The organism is Exiguobacterium sp. s125 (assembly GCF_018618605.1).
Classification (GTDB): domain Bacteria; phylum Bacillota; class Bacilli; order Exiguobacteriales; family Exiguobacteriaceae; genus Exiguobacterium_A; species Exiguobacterium_A oxidotolerans.
This window is the reverse complement of sequence record NZ_JACSMI010000001.1, coordinates 1417399-1441726: the sequence shown is the minus strand read 5'-3', so window position 1 is coordinate 1441726 and position 24328 is coordinate 1417399. Positions and strand designations below refer to the sequence as shown.

25 protein-coding genes are annotated in these 24328 nt (G+C 47.6%); 15 read left to right on the top strand and 10 right to left on the bottom strand.

Annotated elements, in window-relative coordinates:
* The first annotated feature begins 11 nt into the window (after positions 1–11).
* The 3 genes from KNQ05_RS07355 (at position 12) to KNQ05_RS07345 (ending at position 3878) form a co-directional block, all read left to right on the top strand.
* Positions 12–242, top strand: coding sequence for a YneF family protein (locus KNQ05_RS07355; RefSeq protein ID WP_012370001.1), 231 nt, complete (start codon positions 12–14; stop codon positions 240–242).
* 122 nt (positions 243–364) lie between these two features.
* Complete coding sequence (locus KNQ05_RS07350; protein ID WP_214804967.1) at positions 365–2122, top strand: ABC transporter transmembrane domain-containing protein; 1758 nt, start codon at positions 365–367, stop codon at positions 2120–2122.
* Positions 2112–3878 (top strand): ABC transporter ATP-binding protein, encoded by a 1767-nt coding sequence (locus KNQ05_RS07345; protein ID WP_214804965.1) that lies wholly within the window; start codon positions 2112–2114, stop codon positions 3876–3878. The genes KNQ05_RS07350 and KNQ05_RS07345 overlap by 11 nt, the downstream gene beginning before the upstream one ends.
* A gap of 62 nt (positions 3879–3940) precedes the next feature.
* On the opposite strand, the gene KNQ05_RS07340 is transcribed toward KNQ05_RS07345, so the two are convergent.
* Positions 3941–4843, bottom strand: a complete 903-nt coding sequence (locus KNQ05_RS07340; protein ID WP_088836764.1) for an SH3 domain-containing protein — start codon at positions 4841–4843, stop codon at positions 3941–3943.
* A 448-nt stretch (positions 4844–5291) separates the two neighbouring features.
* Positions 5292–5486, bottom strand: coding sequence for an aspartyl-phosphate phosphatase Spo0E family protein (locus tag KNQ05_RS07335; protein ID WP_029333310.1), 195 nt, complete (start codon positions 5484–5486; stop codon positions 5292–5294).
* Between the two features lie 211 nt (positions 5487–5697).
* On the opposite strand from KNQ05_RS07335, the gene KNQ05_RS07330 reads away from it, so the two are divergent.
* Positions 5698–6396: a cytochrome c biogenesis CcdA family protein gene (locus KNQ05_RS07330; protein WP_214801146.1), complete on the top strand. Its 699-nt coding sequence runs from the start codon at positions 5698–5700 to the stop codon at positions 6394–6396.
* A 16-nt stretch (positions 6397–6412) separates the two neighbouring features.
* On the top strand, positions 6413–6895 hold the full coding sequence (locus KNQ05_RS07325; protein WP_214801149.1) for a CcdC family protein: 483 nt from the start codon (positions 6413–6415) through the stop codon (positions 6893–6895).
* Between the two features lie 98 nt (positions 6896–6993).
* On the opposite strand, the gene KNQ05_RS07320 is transcribed toward KNQ05_RS07325, so the two are convergent.
* Positions 6994–7419: a DUF2621 family protein gene (locus KNQ05_RS07320; protein WP_214769796.1), complete on the bottom strand. Its 426-nt coding sequence runs from the start codon at positions 7417–7419 to the stop codon at positions 6994–6996.
* Between the two features lie 92 nt (positions 7420–7511).
* Between KNQ05_RS07320 and KNQ05_RS07315 the strand changes: the two genes are divergently transcribed.
* Complete coding sequence (locus KNQ05_RS07315; RefSeq protein WP_029333315.1) at positions 7512–7835, top strand: hypothetical protein; 324 nt, start codon at positions 7512–7514, stop codon at positions 7833–7835.
* A 38-nt stretch (positions 7836–7873) separates the two neighbouring features.
* Here the strand turns inward: KNQ05_RS07315 and KNQ05_RS07310 are convergent, their stop codons facing one another.
* From KNQ05_RS07310 to KNQ05_RS07300, 3 genes are all read right to left on the bottom strand, one after another.
* Positions 7874–9178, bottom strand: a complete 1305-nt coding sequence (locus KNQ05_RS07310) for a VOC family protein (protein WP_214804963.1) — start codon at positions 9176–9178, stop codon at positions 7874–7876.
* Between the two features lie 24 nt (positions 9179–9202).
* Positions 9203–10216, bottom strand: a complete 1014-nt coding sequence (locus KNQ05_RS07305; protein ID WP_214804961.1) for a hypothetical protein — start codon at positions 10214–10216, stop codon at positions 9203–9205.
* Positions 10217–10307: 91 nt separating this feature from the next.
* The gene (locus KNQ05_RS07300; RefSeq protein WP_088836768.1) at positions 10308–10748 is read right to left on the bottom strand and encodes an RrF2 family transcriptional regulator; all 441 of its coding nucleotides are present in this window, start codon (positions 10746–10748) and stop codon (positions 10308–10310) included.
* Between the two features lie 153 nt (positions 10749–10901).
* Here KNQ05_RS07300 and KNQ05_RS07295 point away from each other — a divergent pair, with 153 nt between their 5' ends.
* The 3 genes from KNQ05_RS07295 (at position 10902) to KNQ05_RS07285 (ending at position 13611) form a co-directional block, all read left to right on the top strand.
* Complete coding sequence (locus KNQ05_RS07295; protein WP_088836769.1) at positions 10902–11702, top strand: hypothetical protein; 801 nt, start codon at positions 10902–10904, stop codon at positions 11700–11702.
* A gap of 218 nt (positions 11703–11920) precedes the next feature.
* Positions 11921–12808 carry an ABC transporter ATP-binding protein gene (locus KNQ05_RS07290; RefSeq protein ID WP_214801155.1) on the top strand — a complete coding sequence of 296 codons (888 nt, stop codon included), beginning with the start codon at positions 11921–11923 and terminating at the stop codon, positions 12806–12808.
* Entirely contained in the window at positions 12805–13611 is an 807-nt protein-coding gene (locus tag KNQ05_RS07285; protein WP_214804959.1) for an ABC transporter permease subunit, read from the top strand. Before KNQ05_RS07290 ends, KNQ05_RS07285 begins: the two co-directional genes overlap by 4 nt.
* 219 nt (positions 13612–13830) lie before the next feature.
* Here the strand turns inward: KNQ05_RS07285 and KNQ05_RS07280 are convergent, their stop codons facing one another.
* Positions 13831–15078 carry an MDR family MFS transporter gene (locus KNQ05_RS07280; protein WP_088836772.1) on the bottom strand — a complete coding sequence of 416 codons (1248 nt, stop codon included), beginning with the start codon at positions 15076–15078 and terminating at the stop codon, positions 13831–13833.
* Between the two features lie 410 nt (positions 15079–15488).
* Here KNQ05_RS07280 and KNQ05_RS07275 point away from each other — a divergent pair, with 410 nt between their 5' ends.
* The 3 genes from KNQ05_RS07275 to KNQ05_RS07265 all read left to right on the top strand — a co-directional run bounded on the left by KNQ05_RS07275 (position 15489) and on the right by KNQ05_RS07265 (position 18859).
* Complete coding sequence (locus KNQ05_RS07275; RefSeq protein WP_088836773.1) at positions 15489–17072, top strand: peptide chain release factor 3; 1584 nt, start codon at positions 15489–15491, stop codon at positions 17070–17072.
* Between the two features lie 133 nt (positions 17073–17205).
* Positions 17206–17652: a general stress protein gene (locus tag KNQ05_RS07270; RefSeq protein WP_239456864.1), complete on the top strand. Its 447-nt coding sequence runs from the start codon at positions 17206–17208 to the stop codon at positions 17650–17652.
* A 121-nt stretch (positions 17653–17773) separates the two neighbouring features.
* Entirely contained in the window at positions 17774–18859 is a 1086-nt protein-coding gene (locus KNQ05_RS07265) for an MBL fold metallo-hydrolase (protein ID WP_088836775.1), read from the top strand.
* 222 nt (positions 18860–19081) lie between these two features.
* Here KNQ05_RS07265 and KNQ05_RS07260 read toward each other — a convergent pair whose 3' ends face one another.
* Positions 19082–20320 carry a purine/pyrimidine permease gene (locus tag KNQ05_RS07260; protein ID WP_214804957.1) on the bottom strand — a complete coding sequence of 413 codons (1239 nt, stop codon included), beginning with the start codon at positions 20318–20320 and terminating at the stop codon, positions 19082–19084.
* Between the two features lie 106 nt (positions 20321–20426).
* Between KNQ05_RS07260 and KNQ05_RS07255 the strand changes: the two genes are divergently transcribed.
* Both KNQ05_RS07255 and KNQ05_RS07250 read left to right on the top strand, forming a co-directional pair.
* A complete protein-coding gene (locus tag KNQ05_RS07255; RefSeq protein WP_214804955.1) occupies positions 20427–21239 on the top strand; it encodes a LysR family transcriptional regulator in 813 nt (270 codons plus the stop codon).
* Positions 21240–21310: 71 nt separating this feature from the next.
* On the top strand, positions 21311–22501 hold the full coding sequence (locus KNQ05_RS07250; RefSeq protein ID WP_214804953.1) for an RtcB family protein: 1191 nt from the start codon (positions 21311–21313) through the stop codon (positions 22499–22501).
* Positions 22502–22593: 92 nt separating this feature from the next.
* Here KNQ05_RS07250 and KNQ05_RS07245 read toward each other — a convergent pair whose 3' ends face one another.
* Together KNQ05_RS07245 and KNQ05_RS07240 are read right to left on the bottom strand one after the other, a co-directional pair.
* Positions 22594–23124 carry a DM13 domain-containing protein gene (locus tag KNQ05_RS07245; RefSeq protein WP_214804951.1) on the bottom strand — a complete coding sequence of 177 codons (531 nt, stop codon included), beginning with the start codon at positions 23122–23124 and terminating at the stop codon, positions 22594–22596.
* Between the two features lie 101 nt (positions 23125–23225).
* Positions 23226–23717: a GNAT family N-acetyltransferase gene (locus tag KNQ05_RS07240; protein ID WP_214804949.1), complete on the bottom strand. Its 492-nt coding sequence runs from the start codon at positions 23715–23717 to the stop codon at positions 23226–23228.
* 113 nt (positions 23718–23830) lie between these two features.
* On the opposite strand from KNQ05_RS07240, the gene KNQ05_RS07235 reads away from it, so the two are divergent.
* Positions 23831–24328 (top strand): cysteine hydrolase family protein, encoded by a 498-nt coding sequence (locus KNQ05_RS07235; RefSeq protein WP_214804947.1) that lies wholly within the window; start codon positions 23831–23833, stop codon positions 24326–24328.

Here is a 24328-nt window from a genome sequence, read left to right as displayed (position 1 = left end):
GAGGAAGCAACTTGGCTACATGGATTTGGATTTTAATTGCCCTTCTTTGCTTGGTAGCAGGTGTCGCCCTTGGTTTCTATATCGCTCGTCGATACATGATGAACTATTTGGAGCAAAACCCGCCAATCAACGAAGATATGATTAAGACATTGATGATGCAAATGGGTCAAAAGCCATCACAAAAGAAAGTCAACCAAGTGATGCGTTCAATGAGTGGTTCGATGAAATCACCTAAAAAATAAGCAGTTTCAAAAGGAGACCCTTGTGGTCTCCTTTTTGTTTGCTATTTACTGGAAAGATGGCTAATCTAAAATGTGAGACTATTTAAAATACTCAATTGATTTGAAAAAGGGGGGAGACTTGAATGGGAGTCTTCAAGAAATTGAGTTGGTTTTTTCGACTCGAATGGAAAGCATATAGCATCGGTATCATTTGTTTGATTTTTGTCGCAGGTCTCGAAGTGATTCCACCAAAAGTCATCGGGACGACAGTCAATGGATTAAGTGACGGTACATTGACGAAAGAGCGATTGTTTACACTCGCCGGGGTGCTCGTATTGATCGGAGTCTCGACCTACGTTATCCGTTACTTTTGGCGTTTTCACATCTTCGGCGCATCGATCCGGCTGGGCCGGTTGTTGCGGAGTCAGCTTTATGGTCACTTTTCAGATTTAGACCAATCGTTTTATAAGAAATATCGAAGTGGAGACTTAATGGCGCATGCGACGAATGATGTCCAAGCGGTTTCAATGACGGCAGGGGCAGGGATTTTGACGCTCGTCGATTCTGTGACAATGGGAGGTTTTGTCGTCGTCATGATGGTGACGACAATCAGTTGGAAACTGACGGTCGTTTCCCTTCTGCCGATGCCGTTGATGGTCTACTTGACATCGCGTTACGGAAAGATGTTGCATTCCCGTTTTCATGATGCACAGGAAGCCTTTTCTGACTTGAATGACAAAGTAGCAGAAAGTATCAGTGGCGTCCGTGTTTTAAAAGCGACGGGTGAAGTCGAGTCGGACGTGACGACATTCACGTCGTTATCGGACGACGTCGTTCAAAAAAACCGTCGTGTCGCGAAAATTGATGCGTTGTTTGATCCAACGATTTTTGGACTCGTCGGTTTATCGTATATCATCGCCGTCGGATACGGAGCATATTTGTTACAACAAGGGGAAATCCGGATCGGTGACATCGTCGCCTTCACTACATACTTAGGTCTCTTGACGTGGCCGATGCTTGCATTTGGCTGGTTATTCAATATCGTCGAACGAGGACGTGCTTCGTATGATCGAATCGAACGGATGCTTGCCGTGGAGCCGGAAATTAAAGATGCGAAGGAAGCGGTGACGACCGTCGATTCACCACGACTCGATATCGCGATTGACCGTTTTATCTATGACACACAGCCGGTTCTCGAACAGATTGATGTCACACTCGAGCCTGGAAAGTCGCTCGGAATCGTCGGGCGGACAGGTGCTGGGAAGTCGACGTTTGTCCGGTTATTAACCCGCGAATATGATGTCAAACAAGGGGCCATTCGAATGGGAGGGCAAGATATTAAACAACTCCTCCGAGAAACGGTCCGGAAGCAGATCGCCGTCGTCCCGCAAGATCATTTCTTGTTCTCAGCATCGATTGCGGACAATATCGCTTTTGCGAAACCGGACGCTTCGATGGAACAAGTCATGGAAGCAGCTCGTGTTGCTGCTGTCCATGACGATATTCTTGGTTTTAAAGAAGGTTACGCGACGATGGTTGGAGAACGCGGCGTGACGTTATCCGGTGGACAAAAACAACGGATTTCGATTGCCCGGGCGTTACTCGCCGACTGTCCGATTTTAGTGCTCGATGACGCGTTATCGGCCGTCGATGCGAAAACAGAAGAGGCGATCATCGATCATTTCCGGACAGCTGATAACGAACAGTCGCAAATCATCGTCGCCCATCGTTTGTCGGCCGTTTCCCATACGGACGAAATCATCGTTCTCGACGCGGGACGGATCATCGAACGGGGGACACATGAGCAGTTGTTGCGGCGAAAAGGCTGGTATAAAGAAACGTATGACCATCAACAACTCGAATCATTAGTTGAACAAGGGGGTGGACCGTTTGAATCATGATATCAATGAAAAAGACGTCTTGAAGCGTCTGCTTCGGTTTGTCGGTCCCTTTAAGAAACAAGTCTTTGTGGCGTTCCTTCTCTTATTGGTCACGACGGGTGCGAAACTCGGAGGACCTTATTTAGTTAAAATCTTCATTGACAACTATGTCACGAATGGTAATTATCCAGTCCAGGAAGTCGCCTTATTATTTAGTGCCTACCTCATCTTGCATACGACAGGAATTATCGTCGATTATTTGCAAGCCTTTGAATTTCAAAAAATCGCGTTAAAAGTCATTCAGCGCTTACGGATTGATGTGTTTCGTCATGTCATGCACCTGCGACTCGCTTACTTTGACCGGACACCGGCTGGGGTTTTAGTCTCGCGGATCACGAATGATACGGAAGCGATCAAGGAACTCTACATCGGCGTCCTCTCGACGTTTGTCCAAAGTGGTGTCCAATTGATCGGAACTTATATCTTCCTCTATTTCTTGGACCCGACGCTTGCGACAATCGCACTTGTCCTACTGCCTGTATTTTATTTCGTCATCTGGATCTACCGCAAGTACTCGACGAAATATTATGCAGAAGTCCGCGATTTGTTATCGAAAATCAATGCGCAATTAAATGAATCAATCAACGGGATGGCGATCATTCAGCAATTCCGCCAAGAAAAACGATTGATGGCGGAATTTGAAGAGACGAACGTCGCCCACCAAAATGGTCGTTATAAAAACTTAAAGCTCGACAGTTGGTTACTTCGTCCAATCATTGAACTGATGCTGGCGCTTTCAATCGCGACACTCGTCACGTACTTTGGGTTCTTATCATTTACGGAGACGGTTCAAGTCGGTGTCGTCTATGCCTTCATCAGTTATCTTGAACGCATTTTCCAACCCGTTCAACAAATCATGCAACGGTTGTCTGAATTTCAACAGGCGATTGTTTCGGCCGACCGTGTGTTTAAGGTTCTCGATACGGATGAGCCGGAACCGACGAAAGGGTTGCCTGGTGCAGCGAGCGTCACGGATGGACATATCGTCTTTGAAGACGTGCGGTTCAGTTATGATGGAGAGACGGAAGTCTTGAAAGGGATTACCTTTGAAGCGAAAAAAGGACAGACGATTGCCCTTGTCGGTCAGACGGGAAGCGGGAAAAGTTCAATCATCAACATCTTAATGCGGTTTTATGCCTATCAGTCGGGACGAATTTTGATTGATGGAAAGCCGCTCGAACAGTTACCGGAAGATGAATTACGGCGTCACGTCGGACTTGTCCTGCAGGATTCGTTCCTCTTTACGGGAAGTGTCGCTGATAACATTCGGTTGTTTGACGATCGGATTTCGTTCGGAACCGTTGAAGAGGCGGCCTGTTTCGTTCAGGCGGATGGTTTCATTCACCAACTTGACGAGGGATACGATAGTCCGGTCGCCGAGCGCGGGGCAACGTTTTCAGCCGGGGAACGGCAATTGATTTCATTTGCAAGAACGATGGCGCGTGATCCGAAAATCTTAATCTTGGATGAAGCGACAAGTTCAATCGATACGGAGACGGAAGAGAAAGTCCAGACGGCATTGAAACGAATGCGCAAAGGGCGGACGACGATTGCAATCGCTCACCGGTTATCGACGATTCAGGACGCCGACTTGATTCTTGTGTTACATCAAGGGGAAGTCGTCGAACAAGGAAATCACCAAACGTTGATTGCGAAAGACGGACTCTATAAAAAAATGTATCAATTACAGTCGGGTCATGTGACTTCGATTACGTAAATGCACACAAAAAGGCCTGCCAGGCGATCTCGCCCGGCAGGTTTTGCTGTTACTTTTTTTAATTAGTAGACAGTTACTGTGACGTTTTGGCGTCCCCAGTTGATGGCTTCTTGTTGTGAACCAACGAGAAGGTCAAGTTTGTTACCTTGAATTGCGCCACCACGGTCAAGAACGATTGCTTCACCGATACCTGAAATGTGCATCCGTGTGCCGATCGGGTATTGTGAAGAAGCTGCTACGATACGCATACCATTGTACGTGATCGTGTTTGTTACATCATAACCGCTAGCAGTCAATGCACGACCGTTGTAAAGCTGGCTACCGTTGCTTGATGGATCGTTCGTGTATGCACTTACGTTCATCGTCACTTTAGTACCAGACTTCGCTGAAGTCGTTTGTTTAGTTGCAGTAGCCGGTTTAGCCGCTGGTTTTGGTGCTGGCTTAGCTGCTGGTTTTGCTTCTGCTTTAGGAGCTGGAGCTGCTGAAGTCGAAGCAGTAGAACCAGAAAGTGTAGTGTAAGCACTATGCACATAGCGCGTTTTACCATCGATTGTTGTTTTAATCCAAGAACCAACTTTACTTTCTACGTTTACTGTTTCACCTTTATACAAGTTACCTACATCTTTCGAGTTCGTAGTAGGTTGTGTCCGAACGTTTAATACTGCCGTAGTGACTGTAGCTTTTTTAAAGTCGAATGATGAGGCAGCAGTAGTATATGCGCCATGTACATAACGTTTTTGGCCATTGATGCTTGTTTTGATCCATGCACCAGAACGTCCTTCGACATTTAAAGTTTGCCCTTTATATACGTTACCTACGTCTGCTGATGCTGTTGTAGGTGCTGTGCGAACGTTGAGTACTGCTGTGTCTACTTTTACCGTCTCTGAGGCAGCCTCTGTCTCTTGGGCGAATCCTACTGATAGAGCCGTTGCTGCAAGTCCTGCAGCGAAAACTGCTTTTTTCATTATTGATGTCCTCCTGACATATGCTGTGTTTACTGTTCCTACTCTACACCCCGAAACCGGGTAGTGCGTTTACAGGTCAATGTCATTAAAGTTACAAAAGAGGTCAGTGTGACAAACAGATTGCAAAAAGCGTGTTTTTGTCATTAGTAGGTCATAAAGCACGGTTTTTAAGTAGGTTCATAAGTCTTTATGCCTATATAAAGAATAAACGGAAGCAATTGTAATGTACAAAAGTCATGAATCAATCCCTTGTCTAAAAATAAGTTGAACCATCTTCTAATCAAACCGGAGGCGAAGTTTGAGAGAAGAAGGAGGGCATGACAATGAAAAAGCGATTGAACAAAAACAAACCCTCTGAATGGAAAGAGGGTTTGCTTAAAAAGGATTAGTGATCAAACAAGTACACTTAATGGAAGGTGCCACGAAATGACTGCATTGAATTTTCGTTTTATGTGAGGAGCCGCTCATTTGAAGAGCCAACGGCATAAGTTTGCATAATCCGTGTGTACTCGACTAATAACAGATCGAGTTCATGACTGAGCTTCAATACATGTGGGGAGGTGAAACTAGACCGATCTGCTTGAAGATACAGTTCGCTTCGTTTTGCTTCAATTGCTAAGGTCAGTAATTGTTGGCTTGTCATAGCAGTCTCCCTTACATTGGTGTCGTATCCATATTCTAGCAAGTGATTATTCGGAGTGCAACGAAATTTTAGTAAGATAAAGTAAATGTAATTTTTTTGTAATTTGAGAAGTCACGAATCTTTCTTATCTTTTGTGAGATAATAGGTGCTAAATGATGCGGAGTTTGGCAAAATAGAGAAGAACTTCTTCTTATAGAAAGGAGCTGCTGAAATGGAGCTCTCGCTGTGGTTAGCATTTGGGGCAGGGTTACTGTCATTCGTGTCTCCCTGTACGCTACCGTTGTATCCGGTATTTCTTTCGTACATTACCGGAGTATCTGTAACGGATTTAAAAGAAAAAGGTGTCCGGGAAAGGCGTTCACTTTTCCATACACTCGCCTTTTTAGTCGGGTTCGCACTCGTATTCGTCGTCCTTGGATTATCGACGTCACTCTTTGCGGACGTCTTCATCACGTATCGCGATACATTACGGATGGTTGGGGCCCTCGTAATTTTCGTCTTCGGGATCGTCTTAGTCGGTTTATGGCAGCCGACGTTCTTGATGCGTGAAAAAAAATTGAATCTTGGTGAACGCAAGGGCGGTTACATCGGTACAGTCCTCGTCGGAATCGGATTTGCGGCAGGCTGGACACCATGTACAGGTCCAATCCTTGCTGGTGTCATCGGTCTAGCGGCGACGAATCCGAGCCAAGGTATGCTCTACATGCTGTTTTATGTCCTTGGATTTTCGATTCCCTTCTTATTAATGGCCTTTTTTGTTGGACGCTCGAAACTCCTTGTCCAGTACAGTCTCAAAATGACGAAATTCGGTGGCGCCTTGATGATGGTCTTCGGAGTCATGTTGTATTTCAATGGCTTGAGTAAATTTGCGGCCTGGATGAGTGATATCGTTGGATTTACAGGATTTTAATCGAGGAAGTGATGAGATGATTTGGATATCAACAGGGGGCGCGCTCGTGATGGGGTTACTCATCAGCTTCATACGGGTGAAGGCGTCGGCGAAACCGACAAATGCCAAAAAGATTTTAATCCCTCCGTTCGCGATGTCGACCGGGATGTTGCAATTTTTATACCCGGCATCTCGTCTGACATGGACGGAGGTCGCGGAAGCATTGATTGTCGGGATGATTTTCAGTGTCTTCTTGATTAAGACGTCAAATTTTTATGAAGCAGAAGGTCAAATTTATTTGCAACGGTCAAAAGCATTTTTTATCGTCTTATTCGGAATCTTACTCGTACGGACGGTCGCAAAATTTATGATCGGGGGTCAAATCGATATTTTTGAGACAGGTGGAATTTTTTATCTCGTCGCGTTCGGAATGATCGTCCCGTGGCGAATCGCCATGTATCTGAAGTACAAACAAGTTAAGTCGGGGATTGTTCCCGTCGAACATTTACCACAATCATGAAAAATGACCGTCTTGTCCGATTTAATGGACAAGGCGGTCATTTTTTGAATACATCACATAGAATCTCGTTCACTCAGAGTAGATTGATTCTGCCATCATTAACGTTGGAAGTAGAGTTCGTATTCACGCCAATCGATTGCGTGTTCTTTTAAGGCTTTTTTCAAAAAATTATGATCACGTTTTGGAGTCGCTGAAATATATCCTTTGACGACAAGCTCTGACGTCATGACCGATGCATGTTCTTCAAGTGCGAACTGACCGATCCGTCCGGCAATTTTCCGCCGTGCGACGTCACGAAACGCCGCCGGAACAGGCATGACGAGGGCATTCAATAACTCCATTGTCTCGTCCGTCCACAAGTGTCGTGTTTGGTCGATGTACTCATCTTCCCAATCCATCATCGATTTGCCGTCTTCTTTCGGGAGTTTTTTTAAGAACTTCCGGAACATGAAGAAGCCGCCAATCGCCATTAGTGTAATCATGATAAAGCCCCAGAGCAAAATTCCGTTCATGAACCATGCCATCCGTGACTCATCCCCCTTTCAACATCATTTATAGATTAGCATAAATGGTTTTCTCATGCTATGATGAATGACGGAGAAAGTGAGGAGAAGAGATGTTACAGCCATATGTACAATTAGATGAATCCGGACGACCGCAAAAGGGGAACTTACCCGAGACAGCAGACGGTCGCGTCGTCGAGTTTTATTATGATACGAGTGGAACGGAAATCACGGTCGTATTCGTGACAATTCCTGCTTTTGATGCCAGTCGCAAGCGGGCATTTACCGTCGGGAAGACGTTTAAGACGATCTCGACTCTTGAAGATTTTACATTAGTGAAATATGACCTTATAGATCATCAGATCCTCGCGACACTTGAAATGTTCGCCGATGGATCGAAGCGCCAAATCGACGCTTCGAGATTGCTCGACTATTAAAAAAAGAAGGAGACGCGGATTGCCGCGACTCCTTCTTTTTATTTCGCGTTCAGCGTGATTTGATCATGGTCAAGCTCGGCGATCCCGCCAATCGGGAACGTAAATAAAGGTTCCGTGTGACCGAAATCCGCATTCGCGATGACGGGGATTGTTTTAAGTTGCGGGTAGAGACTGACGAGATAACGTAAATGTTCTTCCGTCATCTTCGTCGTCAGTTGGAACCGGCCGAAGACGATCCCGCGGATTTCGTCAGCGCCCGGTTGTGCCAGTAACGAAGCAAAATCACGGGCAAACGTCGCCGGATGGACTTCGTAGTCGTCTTCTAAGAAAAGGACGGCTTGACGTAAATCGGGGAAAAACGGCGTTCCTTGTAATAAGTTCAACGTACAAAGGTTCCCCCCGAGAATCCGGCCGCTCGCTTTTCCGCTCGCTAAAACGAGATGACCGTCGTTCAAGGACGTGACGGTCCGGCCGTCAAACCAGTCATGCCAGTTGACGCTCGGACGAACGGAGATCGCTTGGACGCCGAAGAACATCTTCTTGAAGTAGTCGAGCGTGTAGGCGTCACGCGAACTGAGTGCCCGTAACATCGGTCCTGAGTAGGTGACGAGACCTGTTTTTGTGAAAATCGCATTACTGAGCGCCGTAATGTCAGAGAAACCGCAAAGAATCTTCGGGTGGGTCCGAATTAAATCGTAATCGAGTCCCGCAAGCAATTCGTTTGAACTGAAGCCACCGCGTACGCAAAGAATCGCGTTGACGTCGCTGTCGGCGAAAGCGGCATGTAAATCGTCGATTCGGCAAGCCGGGTCGCTCGAACCGAACGGATTGACGGCGCGGGCATGTTGACTGATTGAGACGCGGAGTCCGAGCGTTTCTAACAGTTCGATGGCGTCATTGATGATTTTTTCATCGACACTCGCTAAGCTCGAAGCAGGCGCAAGGAGACGGACATGCGACCCTGCCTTTAGTTTATCCGGAGTAATCGGCGTCAACTGGCTTTCGATACATTCGATTCGGTTTCCGAATGGATCTTCCGTAAACAATCGCCGGCGCGGTGCAAGCCGATCGTCAAACGTGACCGGGTGACCGGCTTTATTCAAGCGCTCGGCGACACCATCCAAGTCGGGAAACGTGAGGCCGGGATGTGCTTTTTTAGCCGGCTGAAAATTTTGTTCGATGCCAACGTGAATCGCTGCAGCGTGACTTGTAAACCAAACGCCACCCGTCGCACGGACACCGACGGGCTTTTCGACTTCTTTCATATGTAGTAGCCCGGCATAAAAAGCCCGGGTCGCATCTTCTGAAGCAGGTGGCGCAGCTAACTGAACATGATCAAGCATGACGACACTTCCTTTCGTGGTGCATCAACCGACAAATTGTGTGACCCGTTTAAGTTCACGTTCGACAAAGTCTAGATAGAAGGAACCGTCAATGCGGTGGTCAAGACTTTGGGCAATTTCATAAATATTCGAACGGAGCAATCCGAGATAGCCGGCTTCTTCTTTACGGGCTGATCGGTAAGAGGCTGCGTAATGAGCGAGTAAGAACTGAAGGTAGCCGCGATCTGTCAAAAGCGGAATCAATTGTTTTTTCTTTTCCATCGACCAGACGTAATTCGGGTTGTAATACATTTCGGCATAAAGGTGATACGGTTCGTCACCACCTGTGAAGAGCGGCTTGACGCGGCGTACTTCTTGTGTGAGTTTCTCCATCCAATCGAATCGGTCCTGTTTACGACTGATGAACAATGGCAAGATGTACGGATGTGCCTGGTCCGGCATCCGTGAACAACCGCGCTCGTGTCGGATTGCTGCATACAATAGAAGTGCCCGGTCTTCGAAACCACGTTCAATCGCGTACGTCATCCGGCTGAATCCTTCACACGAAGGACAATCACTCAGTTCATCGGAAGGGGCATCAATCCATTCTTCCAAGTATTGATCCGCTTGTTCTTCGTCACCAAGTTTACTGTAAATCATGAAACCGATATAATCACGGGTCCGCGCAAATCCGTTGGCGTCACAAAAGTCGCTAAAACGTTCATAATCCGCCTCTAACAAAGCGATTGAGACGTCTTCTTGTTCAGCGGCATAAATCAAATACGATTTATAGTTCCAGTACAGGTCAAGCTCCTGTTTATGTGTCAGTGTCAGTTCGTCCTTACGAATCCAGTCCATCAATAATGAAAACGAGACGAGGAACGAGCGGAAATGTCCGAGATCAAACTGGTTTTGAGAAAAGGTCCATAATGCTAAGGGGCGAAGTGAATCGTCGGTCGTATCTTCAAAAATCGTCCAAAGTGATTCGCCACGTTCGAGTGACGGATTTTCCTCTTTCAATCGAAGATATAGGCTATTGAGTTCTTCATGAGGGTTCATCTGTACCCCTCCTTTCTTATATGAGTATACCACGCAGCGGATGAGAAATCGTTGATGATGCGGGCGCAACAAAAAATGATTCCGCTACGCATCAATTGCGCCTCGGAATCATTTCAAGAATTTGTGGATGCAGTTCATTTGCCGGATGCAATAAATCCTGGATCGTATAACTATTAAGTACCTGATGGAACGCTTCAATCGCTTCATCAAAGGCAGTTCGTGCAGGGTCAAGAGATGGATGTTCCACCATTCCCTCTTGCGGGTCCAAAAAATGAGTCGTTGGTTCGAACAATTGTACGACGTCACCGAGATAAATTTCATCCGGAGGACTTGCTAAGCGAAATCCACCACCACGACCACGGACAGAATGAATCAGACCATTTTGTCCTAAACGATAGACGACTTTCATCAGATGATTTTTAGAAATGTCGTAACAATCCGCTACTTCCTGGATTCGGACAAGTCGATCCGCATGTGTGCCTGCAAATAAAAGCGACCGGATCGCATAGTCCGTATAACGTGTCATGCGCATATATATCACCTACTTATCCTAGATTCTAAAATGGATAGGAAGGAAGAACAAGTTTAAATATGTTGTATAAAACAAGTATTTTTTATACCTTTTTTGAAGATTGTTTTTATCTAGGGGTTCGGGCATAATGAGGGGGGAAAGGTAGGTCATGGTATGCATTTTGATCAAGCATTACACCTCTTACAAAAGATGGGTCCGGAAGTGGATAAACGCGGTTTCCGCATCGCGAGCCGGTTTTATGATCAGTTAGAAAAAAATCATAGCCGACAGCTTGAACAAATGGGACAGCAGGACATGCGTTTACAAAATCGTGAACTTCGGATTTTACGCCTCAGTCGCCTGTTGCATCACGTGACGAACCAACAAGAACCGAGTGAGTTGTTTAAACTCATTTTACTCGAAGAAATCAATCAAACGAAATCGTTCATTCTGTCTTACCCAGAAATCGTCAGTCAGGAGATCCTGCTCGCCGTGCAATGGGAATTTGAGCTTGAAGCGACAGACCCGTTGCTCGAGGCATGGTCTGTCGTCCATCACCAACTCGTTGATACGTGTCGTCACTTTTGCAAATATTCATCAAACGCAGACTGGAGACAACTCGAAGTGTTGTTGATTGCAGAAACACATCATTTAGGTGCTGTCATTGACGAAGCAAGGTATGCTTTGACGAATCATCGGAAAACGACGCTTGTCCATTTTAACGACATGAAGGCGCTCTCGGCTAAGTTGATGATGACACTCGAAGGACTTATTCAAAAGGGACTTGTTTTCCATACTATGCACCAAAATAGTACGGATGAAGGGGCGGTTGAATTTTTAGAGATGATTGCAAGCGACGACCCGATCGTATTCGTCAGTGGATCGAGTCGGTTCATCGCGGATGTGCAAAGGACGCTGGAACCGCTACCGGTTATCTTTGGTCCATTTGTCGCAGATAATGCATTGCCGTCTTAATGAAGGATTGCCTGAATCGAGTTATTTCAGGTACGAGAGCGGATACCCCGATGTTTTCGAGGGATGTCCGCTTTTTTTGTCGAATTAGCGTTGCTCGTGCGTAAGCTGGTTGGAACAGCGGACTTTTTCAGCTGAAAGAGGAGAACTGATCGTTTTTCTTGAAAGGTATTAAAAGTATCAATGCCGGAGTATTCTTTCAAACTTTCAGGAGGGGTGACATGATTAACATCGAGAATCTGACGCAACAGTTTTCAAACGGAAAAGGAATTTTTGATGTCACGATCAATGTGGAGAAAGGCGAAGTATTCGGTTTTCTCGGACCGAACGGTAGCGGAAAATCAACGACGATTCGTCATTTGATGGGATATATGAAGCCGCAACGCGGGCGGGCGACGATAAAAGGGCTCGATACGTGGGCAAATCAGGCGCAAGCGCGAAGTCACGTCGGTTATTTACCCGGCGAAATGGCGTTCCTTGACGGAATGACGGGGCTTGCGTTCCTCAACATGATGGCCGGTATGCAAGGATCAGACAATCCGGGCAGACGTGACGAGTTGATTAAAAAGCTCCAATTCAACCCGAACACACCGATTCGCAAGATGTCAAAAGGAATGAAGCAAAAGATTGGGATCGTCGCGACATTCATGCATGACCCGGAAATCTATATCCTCGACGAGCCGACGTCGGGACTCGATCCATTGATGCAGAACTTGTTCATCGAACTCGTCCTTGAAGAAAAAGCACGTGGCAAGACCTTCTTGATGTCGTCTCATAGTTTTGCTGAAATCGAGCGGACATGCGACCGGGCAGCGATTATTCGTGACGGCAAAATCGTCGCGACAAAAAATATTCATGAGTTGCAGACGATGCAACGAAAATCATTTAACGTCACGCTCGATGAAGAAGTGGCTGTAGCCGCTCTGCTTGCTTCCGCCTTGACGACGGAGCGAATCGACGTGCGGACGGTCCGGGTCGAACTCCGTGGGAATTATGATTTACTCATCCAAACGCTCGCCCCGTATCACGTCAAGAACATCAGTGCCGATGACCAAAGCTTGGAACAAATTTTTATGGATTATTATAATCAAAAGGAGTTGGGGAAATGAATCTCGCCCTTTATCGTCATATGATGCAGCTCCATCTGAAGATGTTTTTTGGTTTCGGGGTTGGCTCAGCCATTTATGTCACGTTGATTACCTCCCTTTATCCGTTGCTCGACGACAACATGGAACAGATTGACGACATGATGCAGATCTTACCGGAGGGAATGATGCGGGCATTCGGAATGGAGTCGATCAGCAACTACGGTCAATTCATCTCGGCCGAATACTATGGTCTGTTTTATCTCTTAATCCTGGGTGTCTTTAGCGTGATGGTCGCGATTCAACTCGTCGCACGGCTCGTCGATCGCGGCTCGATGGCCTATCTTTTATCGACGCAGGTCTCACGAACGAAAGTCATCGTCACACAAATGCTCGTCTTAATCAGTGGTTTAATTGTGATTCATGTTTTGACATTCGCAGGCGGGGCGCTCGCAGCACGGTTCTTAATCGATACGGACCGAATCGCACTCACTGAGTTTTTCCAAATCAACTACGTCGGGTTTTGCTTATTTTTAGCCGTCAGCGGTTATTCGTTCTTGATTTCCTGTTTGTTCAACGATGAAAAAAATGCTTTTGCGGTCGCGGGTGGGATAACTTTTCTATTTTACGGGGTGAACATGATGGGGAAAATTGTCACGAAAATCGACTGGATTCGGCATTTTACGCCGTTTTCGCTTTATGAACCCGGAAAAATCGCCAGTGGGGAAGGAGAGGTCCTCGTCTCAGTAATCATTTTAATCTTGATTGGTCTGCTGAGCTATGGTCTTGCCATCGTCCTTTTCCGGAAACGAAACTTGCCGTTGTGACTTTTTCTTGGGTGAGACACAAGGTGATGTCCCTTGCTCCTAACAGAGAACGAGCAAGAAACGGGAGAGAAACACCATTCAATGCAACTAAAAAGACAAGCGATTGATTTGATTAAAATCTAAATCGCTTGTCTTTTAGTTTTTTACAGGAACAGGTTAAAGCAACTATTTAGTATTTTTTTAAGTTTACTACCAACTTCTTCTTTAAGACCATTCACCTTACGCCGACTCGGACAACCGTTTCGCACGGCGAATCGAACGATCGAGTGCCAAGTAGACAAGTCCAGATAAACAACACGCGACCCCGATGGCGCCAAGCGCATAGTCGCCGTGACCGGATTCGAGGAACAACGACCCGAGGAGCGGTGCCGTTACGCCACCAATCAACCACTGCACGCTCGCGGCACCATTATACGTTCCCCGTAAGTGAACCGGCGCAATTAAAGCGATGAACGTCATTTGGACCGGTGACATGATCATTTCGCCGATGGTATAAAGGGCATAAATGACGAGTAAGAGAATGACGATGACGATATAATCCGTTCCGAGCGAGAAGAAGTAGGACGGGACGAAGGCGAGTAAAATCATGCCGAGTCCGAAGACGCTTGCGCCGAGTAACATGACTTTCCCGAACGATTTTCCGGATAGCTTCGCAGCAATCGGAAATTGGAACAAGACGACCATGATGCCGTTCAGTCCCATCAAGTACGGGAAAGGATTTTTTTCGTCCGGTAATCCCGGTAAGGCTTCTTTTAAGAAGACGGGTAACATGTTTTCGACGAGCGTGAAGCCCATCGAGATGAAGACACCAGCCGCAATGAAGATTAAAAAGACATGGTCCTTTCGTAAGACAGTCAGTGAAGAAAGTTGTGGCGTATCCACCGGATGCTCGATTTTTTCAGGTTTCGTCTCACCGATGAACAGCAGGAGGACGAGGGCATAAAGTACATAAACAATAGCTGCTCCATAGAAAATTAAGGACCGATCAATGAAGAGGACGGCACTGCCGATCAATGGACCGAACGCGGCCCCGATGTTATGTCCCATCCGTAAGAGACCAAACGATTCATTCAACCGTTCCGGTGGTGTGACATCGGCGACCATTGCGCTCGCTGCCGGGTGGAACAGAGAATTCGTCAGGCCGAGCGTCGCATTTAAGATAAGCAACGGCCAAAATGTATCGGCAAACGTAAAACCGATTAGGGCGAGCGCATCCCCGACGATGGCGATGACCATCAACGGTTTGCGGCCGTAAATGTCGGCGAGGTGCCCTCCGAGGAAAGAGCCGAATAAAGCGGCAATCGGCCCGATCGCCATGATGACGCCGACGAGGAGGTACGAATCGAGTTGATCGGCGTAATAGAGTACAAGAAATGGTGCAATCATGAACATCATGATACCGGTTAACGTTTCCCCGACGAACCGGATCCAGATGTTACGGTCGAGCAGTTTTAATGAGTTGAACATAAATAAAACCCCTTATTATTCCGTTTTTTGACAATAGAAAAGACGGATACGCACAAATATGGGCATACCCGTCCTGATATAAGGGGGCAGCATGTACGTATACGCATACGCACACCCTGCTTAATTTTTAAAAAAATTAAACGATTGGGTGACGTACAATGATCGCAGATGAGTTTGATACCTGAATCTGTCGCTGTGCTTGTGGCTGTTTCATGTGTACGTCTCCTCCTTCTAGTTAGTTAACTTCCTCGTCATCTTATAGAACATCAGGACGAGTTGTCAACTAAAAATCTGAAAATTGAGTCAATCGTGTGAAATAGACGAATAGCTGAAAATTCGGTATGATAGATTAGTTGCGAAAAATGAGCTGGTTACAAGTATTGAATTTATCGTGAAGGGACTTATTATACATGACAAAATTACAAACTGAAGTCGAGAAACGCCGGATTTTCGGTATCATCTCCCACCCGGATGCCGGGAAAACGACATTAACAGAAAAATTCTTACTCCACGGAGGGGCAATCCGGGAAGCGGGATCGGTCAAAGCCCGGAAAAATTCAAAATTTGCTAAATCCGACTGGATGGAAATCGAGAAACAACGTGGAATCTCGGTGACGTCATCGGTCATGCAATTCGAATACGATAAAAAAATCGTTTCCATCATGGATACACCGGGTCACTCAGACTTCGGTGAAGATACGTACCGGATTTTGACGGCCGTCGACTCGGCAATCATGGTCATCGATGCGGCGAAAGGGATCGAGTCACAAACGAAAAAACTTTTTCAAGTCTGTCGGATGCGCGGTATTCCGATCTTTACATTCATCAACAAGATGGACCGTCAAGCACGCGATCCACTCGAACTGATGGAAGAGCTGGAAGAAGTCCTCGGGATCCCGTCGGTTGCTGTCACGTGGCCGGCAGGTTCAGGACAACAGTTCGAAGGGGTCTATGACCGGGTCAACGAGAAGTTCCACTGCTTCAAACAAGACCGGAAGACGATTGAGCTTGGGGAAGAGGGGCTCGCAAACGACGAACTCGCTAACTCAATCAACAATGAAATGTACGACACGCTCGTCGACGAAGTTGATTTACTCGACGGTGCCGGCAATGCCTATGACGAGGAATTGATTGCAAAAGGTGAGCTGACACCGGTCTTCTTCGGTTCAGCACTCGTCGACTTTGGTGTCACACCACTGCTCGAGCACTATCTCAACTTGTCCCCGTCACCGACACCACGGGAATCGAACAAAGGGAAGATCGAGCCGGCACAAGAATTCTTCAGCGGATTCGTCTTTAAAATCCAGGCGAACATGAACCCGAATCACCGGGACCGGATTGCGTTCATCCGCATCTGTACCGGCAAATTCGACCGTGGGATGGATGTCGTCCTGACGCGGACAGGTAAGAAAATGAAATTGTCGCAATCGACGCAGTTCATGGCAGATGAGCGGGAAACGGTCAACGAAGCCTTTGCTGGAGACGTCATCGGTCTCTATGATTCGGGCAACTATCAAATTGGCGATACAATCACGAATGGTGATCCGTCACTCCAATACGAAGCCTTGCCGACATTCGCACCGGAATTATTCTTGAAGGTCTTTACGAAAAATGCCCTGAAGTCAAAACAGTTCCAAAAAGGGATTGAACAATTGGCACAAGAAGGGGCAATTCAAGTCTATAAGACGGAATACAACGAGGTCATCCTCGGTGCGATCGGTCAACTGCAGTTCGAAGTCTTCGAACACCGCCTTAAAGGCGAGTATGGCGTCGATATCTTAAAAGATGCGGCGAACTTCCAGGTCGCGAAGTGGGTCAAGGTGACAGAAATCAATGAAGTGAAGAAATTGACGGATTCACGGACGGTCCTCGTTTATGACCGTTGGGAAAACCCGGTTCTCCTCTTTGCGAATGATTTCGTCTACGAACGCTTCGTCCAAAAAAATGAAGGTACGATTACATTAGTCGATTCGCCGCAACAGCTGAACGATTAATCGAATCTTGAGAGAGCTTTTCCGCGTCAGCGGAGGAGTTCTTTTTTTACTGCACTGTTTTGCTTCAGAAGAACATGGGTAAAAAAGGGAAGTAGTCCGATTCATACATTTTGTGAGAGGGATGGTGGTAACGATGGCGAAAAAATTCGTAGGCGTTTTTCATGATCAATCCAGCTTGGAGCAAAAGATGCATGCTTTAAAAGAACACGGACATAAGGACTCTGATTTTTCAGTTGTCGGTCGGGATGAAGCGGCCGAAGAGACATCGGGTGCGTCTTGGGTCGATGAAATGAAAGCGAAGTTCAGCAAGGAACCACCGTTACGCGAGACGCTGAAACGCGTCGGTCATTCGGACGACGAAGCGGCAAAACATTACGAAGAAGTCGAGCGTGGCGGCATCGCCTTGTTCGTCAAGGAACGGGACGATCACGACCACAATCATGACCATGACCATGATGAAGGACATCGACATGAGGGAAAAGTCGAAAATCCCGGCGTCAATGACTATGAGGCGGAGCAGGATGCGAATCACGAAAAAAGTACGCGGACGAAATGGGACGCAGACGATTTAAATAAATAAGGGACGAACACGGATTGCTTTTTCTAAAAGTAACCCGTGTTTTTTGTTGGAGAAGTGTCTTCGCTACCGCCAGGAAAAAGGCGAGTGCTATACTGGAAGCACTTATTGAAGAGGTGAAAACATGAAAAAAACAGTCGCAACACTTACAGGGCTCGGTTTACTCGGAACGGTCTTTATGACGCGTTATCCATTATTCGGTCGCCGACCGTCTAAAGCCGATCAACAGGATTACAGACGATCCGCCCAGTTCAAAAATGGAAAGTTTCAAAATGAACTGCCGTTTCAACTGAAGATGGAATGGGAGACAACAAAAAGTATCTTAAAAGATTATGGGCGGAAATTGCCGTCTTTAAAACCGGTCAAACCGTTACCGGTCAAACCGTTTGAACAGCGGACGGACGGGACAGAACCGCGTGTGACCTGGTTCGGGCATTCGGCATTCCTGCTCGAACTCGATCACCAGACGATTTTCTTTGATCCGATGCTCGGTCGTGCGCCGTCACCGTTCCCGAAACTCGGAGGCGGACGGTTCCAGACGACGGCACCGGTCGACCTCGATGCCTTGCCGGCAATCGATCTCGTCATTTATTCGCATGACCATTATGACCACTTGGATTACCATTCGGTCCTGGCATTAAAAGACCGGGTCGGACAATTCATCGTTCCGCTTGGTGTCGCGAGCCGCCTGAAAGGCTGGGGCGTCGACGCAAGCCGGATCACGGAACTCGATTGGCACGAATCGATTGAGACGAATGGCCTCCGTCTGACGGCGACGCCGGCCCGGCATTACTCCGGTCGTAACGGGCTTGATCAATTTTCGACGCTTTGGGCATCATGGGTAATTGAGGGATCGAAGAAAGTCTTTTTCAGCGGCGACAGCGGCTACGGTCCACACTTTAAGGCGATCGGTGACCAGTATGGTCCGTTTGACTTGACGATCATGGAGTGCGGTCAATACGATACCCGTTGGTCCAGTTCGCACATGTTACCGGAACAGACACTCGCGGCACATCTTGACGTCAAAGGGGACGTGATGATTCCTGTCCATTGGTCGGCGTTTACACTGGCGTTTCATCCGTGGTACGAACCGGTCGAACGGCTGTTGAAGGAAGCGGCGAAACATGACGTACCGGTCGTGACACCGATGATCGGTGAGAGCGTTACTGTTGCAAGTCAGACCCGTAAATGGTGGCGCGAAGTGCGGTGAAGTTAGGTTAAGTTAAGTGAAACTCTCATCTTTTCCCGTGCTTTCCTCAGGCGAGCAGTTGGATCTCGTTTGTCTCTGACAGCGCGAAAAGCACGCGCTTTTTCCTGTAGGAGTCACGGAAAGAAGCCGAGGTTAATGGACTGCCATCAGATGATGACTCAAAAAACATCCCCGCTCTTTCGCCTGTCGCGAGAGAGCGGGGATGTTGTGTTTTCGGACGAGTTAACTGGCAAGCCGTTCTGATTGAGCATCACGTCGCACGCGCAAACGTTCGATGACTTCAAAACCGAGGACGAGCATCGTCCCGATCAATAAGCCGTTACTGAAGAACGGACGTAACGTCAGTGGCAGAATTTCTGCCAGGACCGTCGATTGCAACAGAATACTGATCCCGATGACGGCACAAATCGCAAAAGCGTGTTTATGGCGGCTCGTCGTCATGCTGCTTTCAGCCGACTGCCAGGCAATCAGGAACATGTGCGGTAACGTCGCGAGTAACGCTGCACTGGCGACACTACGCGGCAATGTCGCGATGATGCCGATGATGCTCGGGAAAAAACCGACCAAGGCGATGACGAGTGAGGCAATCAAAAACGGTCGGCGGTCCTTACTGCCTGTCTGGGCGATAAAGCCACTCGTGATCGGCAAGGGAACCGGAACGAGCGTCGAGAACGTCGCCGCGATCAAGTGAATGATCCCTTCGATCGTCAGTCCTTGATGCAATGCGCCTTGTTTCTGAATCGTCGCTTCGACGGCGCTGAGCGCAGCAATCAAGTTGACGATTAATAGAATTGCAAACGGAATCGCGACGAGAAACGCACTGCCGTCAAATTGCGGCATCCCGAACGGTAAAGCGGTCGGGACGGAAAAGACACCGGATGCTTCCGGCAGTGACGGGCGACTGACCAACCAGCCGACGACAATGCCGATCATCAAAGCAAACGGACGGAGCCGTGCCGGACCAAACTGGCTCAGTCCGAGGACAAGCAGGAATGTCAGAATGCCGGCAAAACGTGTCGCTTCGACGGCGAGAACGGCACTCAGCATGACGCCGGTCAGTTGAATACATAATAAAAGCAAAAACGTGCCGCTGACGAGCGGGGTGAAGACCGGTAATAAAAAGCGGGTCCATCCCGTCAACCCGAGGAAAATCAGGACGACGCCGGCAATGACGACAGCAGCCATCGCAATCGTAAAGGCCGTTTTTGAATCGACCGGCAGAGCGGCGATGACAACAAAGATGCTGACCCATGAACCGGCAGGACCGGACACGATCGGTAACCGGTGACCGAACACACCATGGAGAAAACAGGCAATCCCGCCGACAAAAAAGGATCGCTGGACAAGTGCGGCCGTTTCAACATTTGAGAGATTAAACAGGCTCGCGACGACGATCGGCAAGGCAATCGTATTGGCTAATAAGAAAATAATCCACTGGACTGTGGACGTCGTACGTTTCACAAAAATCGTCTCCTTTAAAAATCGCTGATTTCAGCATCTTATCATATGATTGATGTTATGATTCATACATATTTATGACTGAAAACATATGAAAGAGATGATGAATATGGATTTACGGCAATATCGCTATTTTTGTGCAGTCGTCGAAGAACAATCGGTCACGCGGGCAGCAGAACGCCTGCGGATGGCTCAGCCTGCCTTGACGCAACAAATTCGGAAGATGGAAGAGTTGCTTGGCGTACGGCTGATTGAACGGGCGGGACGCGGCATCCGGATTACAGCGAGCGGTGAGCGGCTCTATGAACGGGCCGTCTCACTATTGCGCTATGAAGCGGAAACGCGGATCGAAGTCAGTGACATCAAGGAAGGGCGGACCGGAATCTTACGGATCGGCGTCAATACGTTGTCCGCCGGCCGCTTGACAGGCTGGGTGCAAGAGATGAAACGCCGTCATCCGCGGATTACGCTACAAATCCATCAGGGCGAGTCTGCTGCTTTGATTGATCGTTTGAAGGATCATGCGATCGACGTGGCACTCGTCCGGCTGCCGATTGAGGCGCAAGGCGTCACGATCGAGTGGATGGAAGAGGAACCGTTTTACCGAATCCATCATCCTGATTTTCCGGATGCCGATATGATTATTCCGAGTCAGGAAGGACTGGGTGTCTTTCAGACGCTCAGCCAACAGTTCGGGGTCGTCTCACAGGAAACGTGTTCCGACGTCTTGACCTTGATTGGTCTCGTCCGGTGTGGACAAGCGGTGACGCTGTTACCGGAAAGTACGCTCCGCGAGCTCGACATGACGGGACTGGTGCAGGAACGGTTACCGGACGCGACGAGTACGACGGCTCTTGTCTGGTTGACGGAAGACGGTCAATCGGCGCTGACCCAACAATGGATCTCGATTGTCCACGAGTAAGAACGAATTGTTAAAAAAGGGATTTTATAGGATACTTGAACAAGTGACAGGAAGGTAAGGGGGAGGATGAAATGAAGACGATTCGCGGAAAGTACGGCGAAGCGAAGATTTTTACACACAATGTCGATGACATGACGATTGAGCAAGTGACGGGGATGCTGAACGAAAACATTGCCGTCGACGGCAATGTCCGAATCATGCCCGATTGTCACGCTGGCAAGGGCTCGGTCATCGGAACGACGATGCGGATTCACGATAAAGTGGTTCCGAATCTCGTCGGTGTCGACATTGGCTGCGGCATGTTATGTACACAAATCAACCGTGAAGGAACAGCCGGCGTCGATTATGAGAAGTTGGATGCTGCGATTCAGGCACTGGTTCCGAGCGGCATGTCGGTTCGCAATCAGCCGCACCGCTTGTCGGAACAGATTCCGTTTGAGCAGGTGTTGGCACCGTTCAACGAAACACGGGCCCGATTGTCGATAGGTACGTTAGGTGGCGGGAATCACTTTATTGAGCTGAACGCGGACGACGAAGACAATCTCTATCTCGTGATTCATTCCGGCAGCCGGAACCTCGGAAAAACGATTGCTGAACATTATCAAAAGTTGGCGGAAAGCTCACAATTCACCGTCGATACTGCGTCGGTCGTCGCCTCACTGAAAGATCAGGGACGGGAGCAGGACATCCAATCGACTTTGGTCGAGCTGAAGAGTCAGTTCAATGAAACAAATAAAGATTTAGCCTACGTGTCCGGTCCTGATATGGACAACTACCTGCATGACTTAAAAATCGCTCAAACGTATGCGGCGCTGAACCGTCAAGCAATGACGGAGGTCATTGTTGATGCGATGGGCTGGTCGATCACGGAACAGTTCGATACGATTCATAACTACATCGATCTCGAGCGAATGATTCTCCGGAAAGGTGCGATTTCCGCACAGGCCGGTGAAGTTGCCATCATTCCGATGAACATGCGTGACGGTTCACTGATTGTCAAAGGAAAAGGCAATCCGGACTGGAACTATTCGGCGCCACACGGAGCAGGACGGATCATGTCCCGTTCAAAAGCCTTTAAATTCGTTAATTTGAGAGAATTTGAAGCGACGATGCAGGACGTCTGGTCGAGTTCGGTCGTCGAATCGACACGTGATGAGTCGCCATTCGTCTATAAACCGATGGAGGAAATCATCCGGAACACAGAAGATACGGTCGAATTACTCAAAGTCATCAAGCCGCTCTATAACTTTAAGGCGAAGTGATCCGGCAGGCGTCCGTGACTTTGAACCAGACCAAATCCCCCGACCTTCTGATTGGAAATGAATCAGTGGTGAGGGGATCGGTTACATAATATTTACTCGTTGTCAGTCTTTACTACTGCCGTACCAAAGTCGGCGTTGAAGGCACGGCACCAAATCACGACGGTATTGTACTTCGTGAAATCGACATTTTGAGGGACAGCATAATTTTGATTGCCGGTATTGCCTTTTAATGCCCCTAAGTTGATGCCTTCTTTTGGCTCCATACCCGGTTGAATGAGATAGACGAATAAATCTGGACCATTCGTCGTCTTGAAATCTTCAAACCGGAGATACTGACCGTCATCTGCTTGAATCGTTTTGAGTGTTCCTGAGGTTTTGTAGTTTTTTTCTCCATCGACGAATTTACCGGAGAACGTAAGCTCTTCCTCCTGCGTGCTAGGTGTCGTAGTTTCCGTTTCATCTTCAGTATCCGGTGTCTGTTCTTCCGTTTTGACGTCAGAGGAAGTCGGGGGAAGTCCTTCGTCAACTGCTTTATCAAAAAGAAGCGGCGAGACTAACCACCAACTGATTGCCAGGATACCGACGATGACGACGCCAAGGAGAATCTTCGTGATTGTTTTCATGTGCATCACTCCACTTCAGAGGTTTTTCAGTGCAGCGTTCGGACATCTGCGTCTTGGTTAAATTTTATCATATGTGGAAGATATCCGTTCATCAGAAGACGCTAGTTACTTAGATATTTGTAAGTCTCCCCATCATCAGCGCTGCGGAGAAAACCTGCTTTTACAAGTACGGATTGGGAGGCACGATTTTCATGTTCTGTATAGGCACAGACCTGTAAAACTTTCATTTCCTGCAGACCAAACTGGGTAACGGTCTTGACGGCTTCCGTCATATAACCGTGGCCGCGGAAGTCCGGTTTCAGGACATAGCCGATCTCAGCAATGTTGTTTTGGTAGCCGCGGCAAAAACAGCAGTTCCCGATGAATTCGCCGGTCGACTTTAAGTACAGTCCCCACGTAATCCCGTCCCCATTGAAGTAATCAAGAGCAATCTGACTCAAGATGTTGACTACGTCAAGGCTGTTTTTTGCCTGTTGCCCATCATAGACCGTAATCTCAATCATTTGATTCGCTTCACTTAATCGAATTTCTTTTAATAACAGCCGTTCGCTCGTCAGTTCAGGAAAGACGTCAAAATAGTATTTTTCTTTCATGGGGCATTCCTCCTTGAATTTGCTTCTTACCTCAAGTGTACGTTATCCGATACGAATCGGAAGCATAACATCATCAAAACTAAAAATCCGTTCATTGATCAGGAGGAATTTACATGCAAAAGAAAGCGTTAGTCGTCATTGATATTCAAAATGACATGACAAAAAATTATAAGGAAGTCATCAGTACGATCAATCAGTCAATCGATTGGGCGATTGAACAGGACATGCATGTGGTCTACATCCGGCATGAGAATTTATCGGCGGGAACAAGAACGTTTAAAACCGGGACACGTGGTGCCGAGTTAGTACCCGATTTAAAAATCGTTTCCGAAAATATCTTCACGAAATACAAGGGGAATGCTTTAACAAGCGAAGCGTTCGCGGCGTTTATTGAGCAGCACGAGATCACCGACTTTTATCTGACCGGTGGAGACGCGACAGCTTGTGTCAAATCGACCTGCTTTAACTTACGTAAACTGGATTATGACGTGACAGTGATTACAGACGGGATTACCAGCTATGAAAAAAAGAAGCTTCCGGAGATGATTGAATACTATGAGAAAAAAGGCAGCAGCATCATCCAGTTCAAGGATTTACTTTCGGTTGATTAA

Coding starts and splice junctions, on each gene's coding strand:
- KNQ05_RS07235 (WP_214804947.1), top strand. CDS start 23,831: ATGCAAAAGAAAGCGTTAGTCGTCATTGATATTCAAAATGACATGACA.
- KNQ05_RS07280 (WP_088836772.1), bottom strand. CDS start 15,078: ATGTTCAACTCATTAAAACTGCTCGACCGTAACATCTGGATCCGGTTC.
- KNQ05_RS07325 (WP_214801149.1), top strand. CDS start 6,413: ATGATTTGGATATCAACAGGGGGCGCGCTCGTGATGGGGTTACTCATC.
- KNQ05_RS07295 (WP_088836769.1), top strand. CDS start 10,902: ATGCATTTTGATCAAGCATTACACCTCTTACAAAAGATGGGTCCGGAA.
- KNQ05_RS07245 (WP_214804951.1), bottom strand. CDS start 23,124: ATGAAAACAATCACGAAGATTCTCCTTGGCGTCGTCATCGTCGGTATC.
- KNQ05_RS07290 (WP_214801155.1), top strand. CDS start 11,921: ATGATTAACATCGAGAATCTGACGCAACAGTTTTCAAACGGAAAAGGA.
- KNQ05_RS07340 (WP_088836764.1), bottom strand. CDS start 4,843: ATGAAAAAAGCAGTTTTCGCTGCAGGACTTGCAGCAACGGCTCTATCA.
- KNQ05_RS07265 (WP_088836775.1), top strand. CDS start 17,774: ATGAAAAAAACAGTCGCAACACTTACAGGGCTCGGTTTACTCGGAACG.
- KNQ05_RS07240 (WP_214804949.1), bottom strand. CDS start 23,717: ATGAAAGAAAAATACTATTTTGACGTCTTTCCTGAACTGACGAGCGAA.
- KNQ05_RS07275 (WP_088836773.1), top strand. CDS start 15,489: ATGACAAAATTACAAACTGAAGTCGAGAAACGCCGGATTTTCGGTATC.
- KNQ05_RS07285 (WP_214804959.1), top strand. CDS start 12,805: ATGAATCTCGCCCTTTATCGTCATATGATGCAGCTCCATCTGAAGATG.
- KNQ05_RS07255 (WP_214804955.1), top strand. CDS start 20,427: ATGGATTTACGGCAATATCGCTATTTTTGTGCAGTCGTCGAAGAACAA.
- KNQ05_RS07270 (WP_239456864.1), top strand. CDS start 17,206: ATGGCGAAAAAATTCGTAGGCGTTTTTCATGATCAATCCAGCTTGGAG.
- KNQ05_RS07350 (WP_214804967.1), top strand. CDS start 365: ATGGGAGTCTTCAAGAAATTGAGTTGGTTTTTTCGACTCGAATGGAAA.
- KNQ05_RS07330 (WP_214801146.1), top strand. CDS start 5,698: ATGGAGCTCTCGCTGTGGTTAGCATTTGGGGCAGGGTTACTGTCATTC.
- KNQ05_RS07315 (WP_029333315.1), top strand. CDS start 7,512: ATGTTACAGCCATATGTACAATTAGATGAATCCGGACGACCGCAAAAG.
- KNQ05_RS07300 (WP_088836768.1), bottom strand. CDS start 10,748: ATGCGCATGACACGTTATACGGACTATGCGATCCGGTCGCTTTTATTT.
- KNQ05_RS07320 (WP_214769796.1), bottom strand. CDS start 7,419: ATGGCATGGTTCATGAACGGAATTTTGCTCTGGGGCTTTATCATGATT.
- KNQ05_RS07250 (WP_214804953.1), top strand. CDS start 21,311: ATGAAGACGATTCGCGGAAAGTACGGCGAAGCGAAGATTTTTACACAC.
- KNQ05_RS07335 (WP_029333310.1), bottom strand. CDS start 5,486: ATGACAAGCCAACAATTACTGACCTTAGCAATTGAAGCAAAACGAAGC.
- KNQ05_RS07305 (WP_214804961.1), bottom strand. CDS start 10,216: ATGAACCCTCATGAAGAACTCAATAGCCTATATCTTCGATTGAAAGAG.
- KNQ05_RS07310 (WP_214804963.1), bottom strand. CDS start 9,178: ATGCTTGATCATGTTCAGTTAGCTGCGCCACCTGCTTCAGAAGATGCG.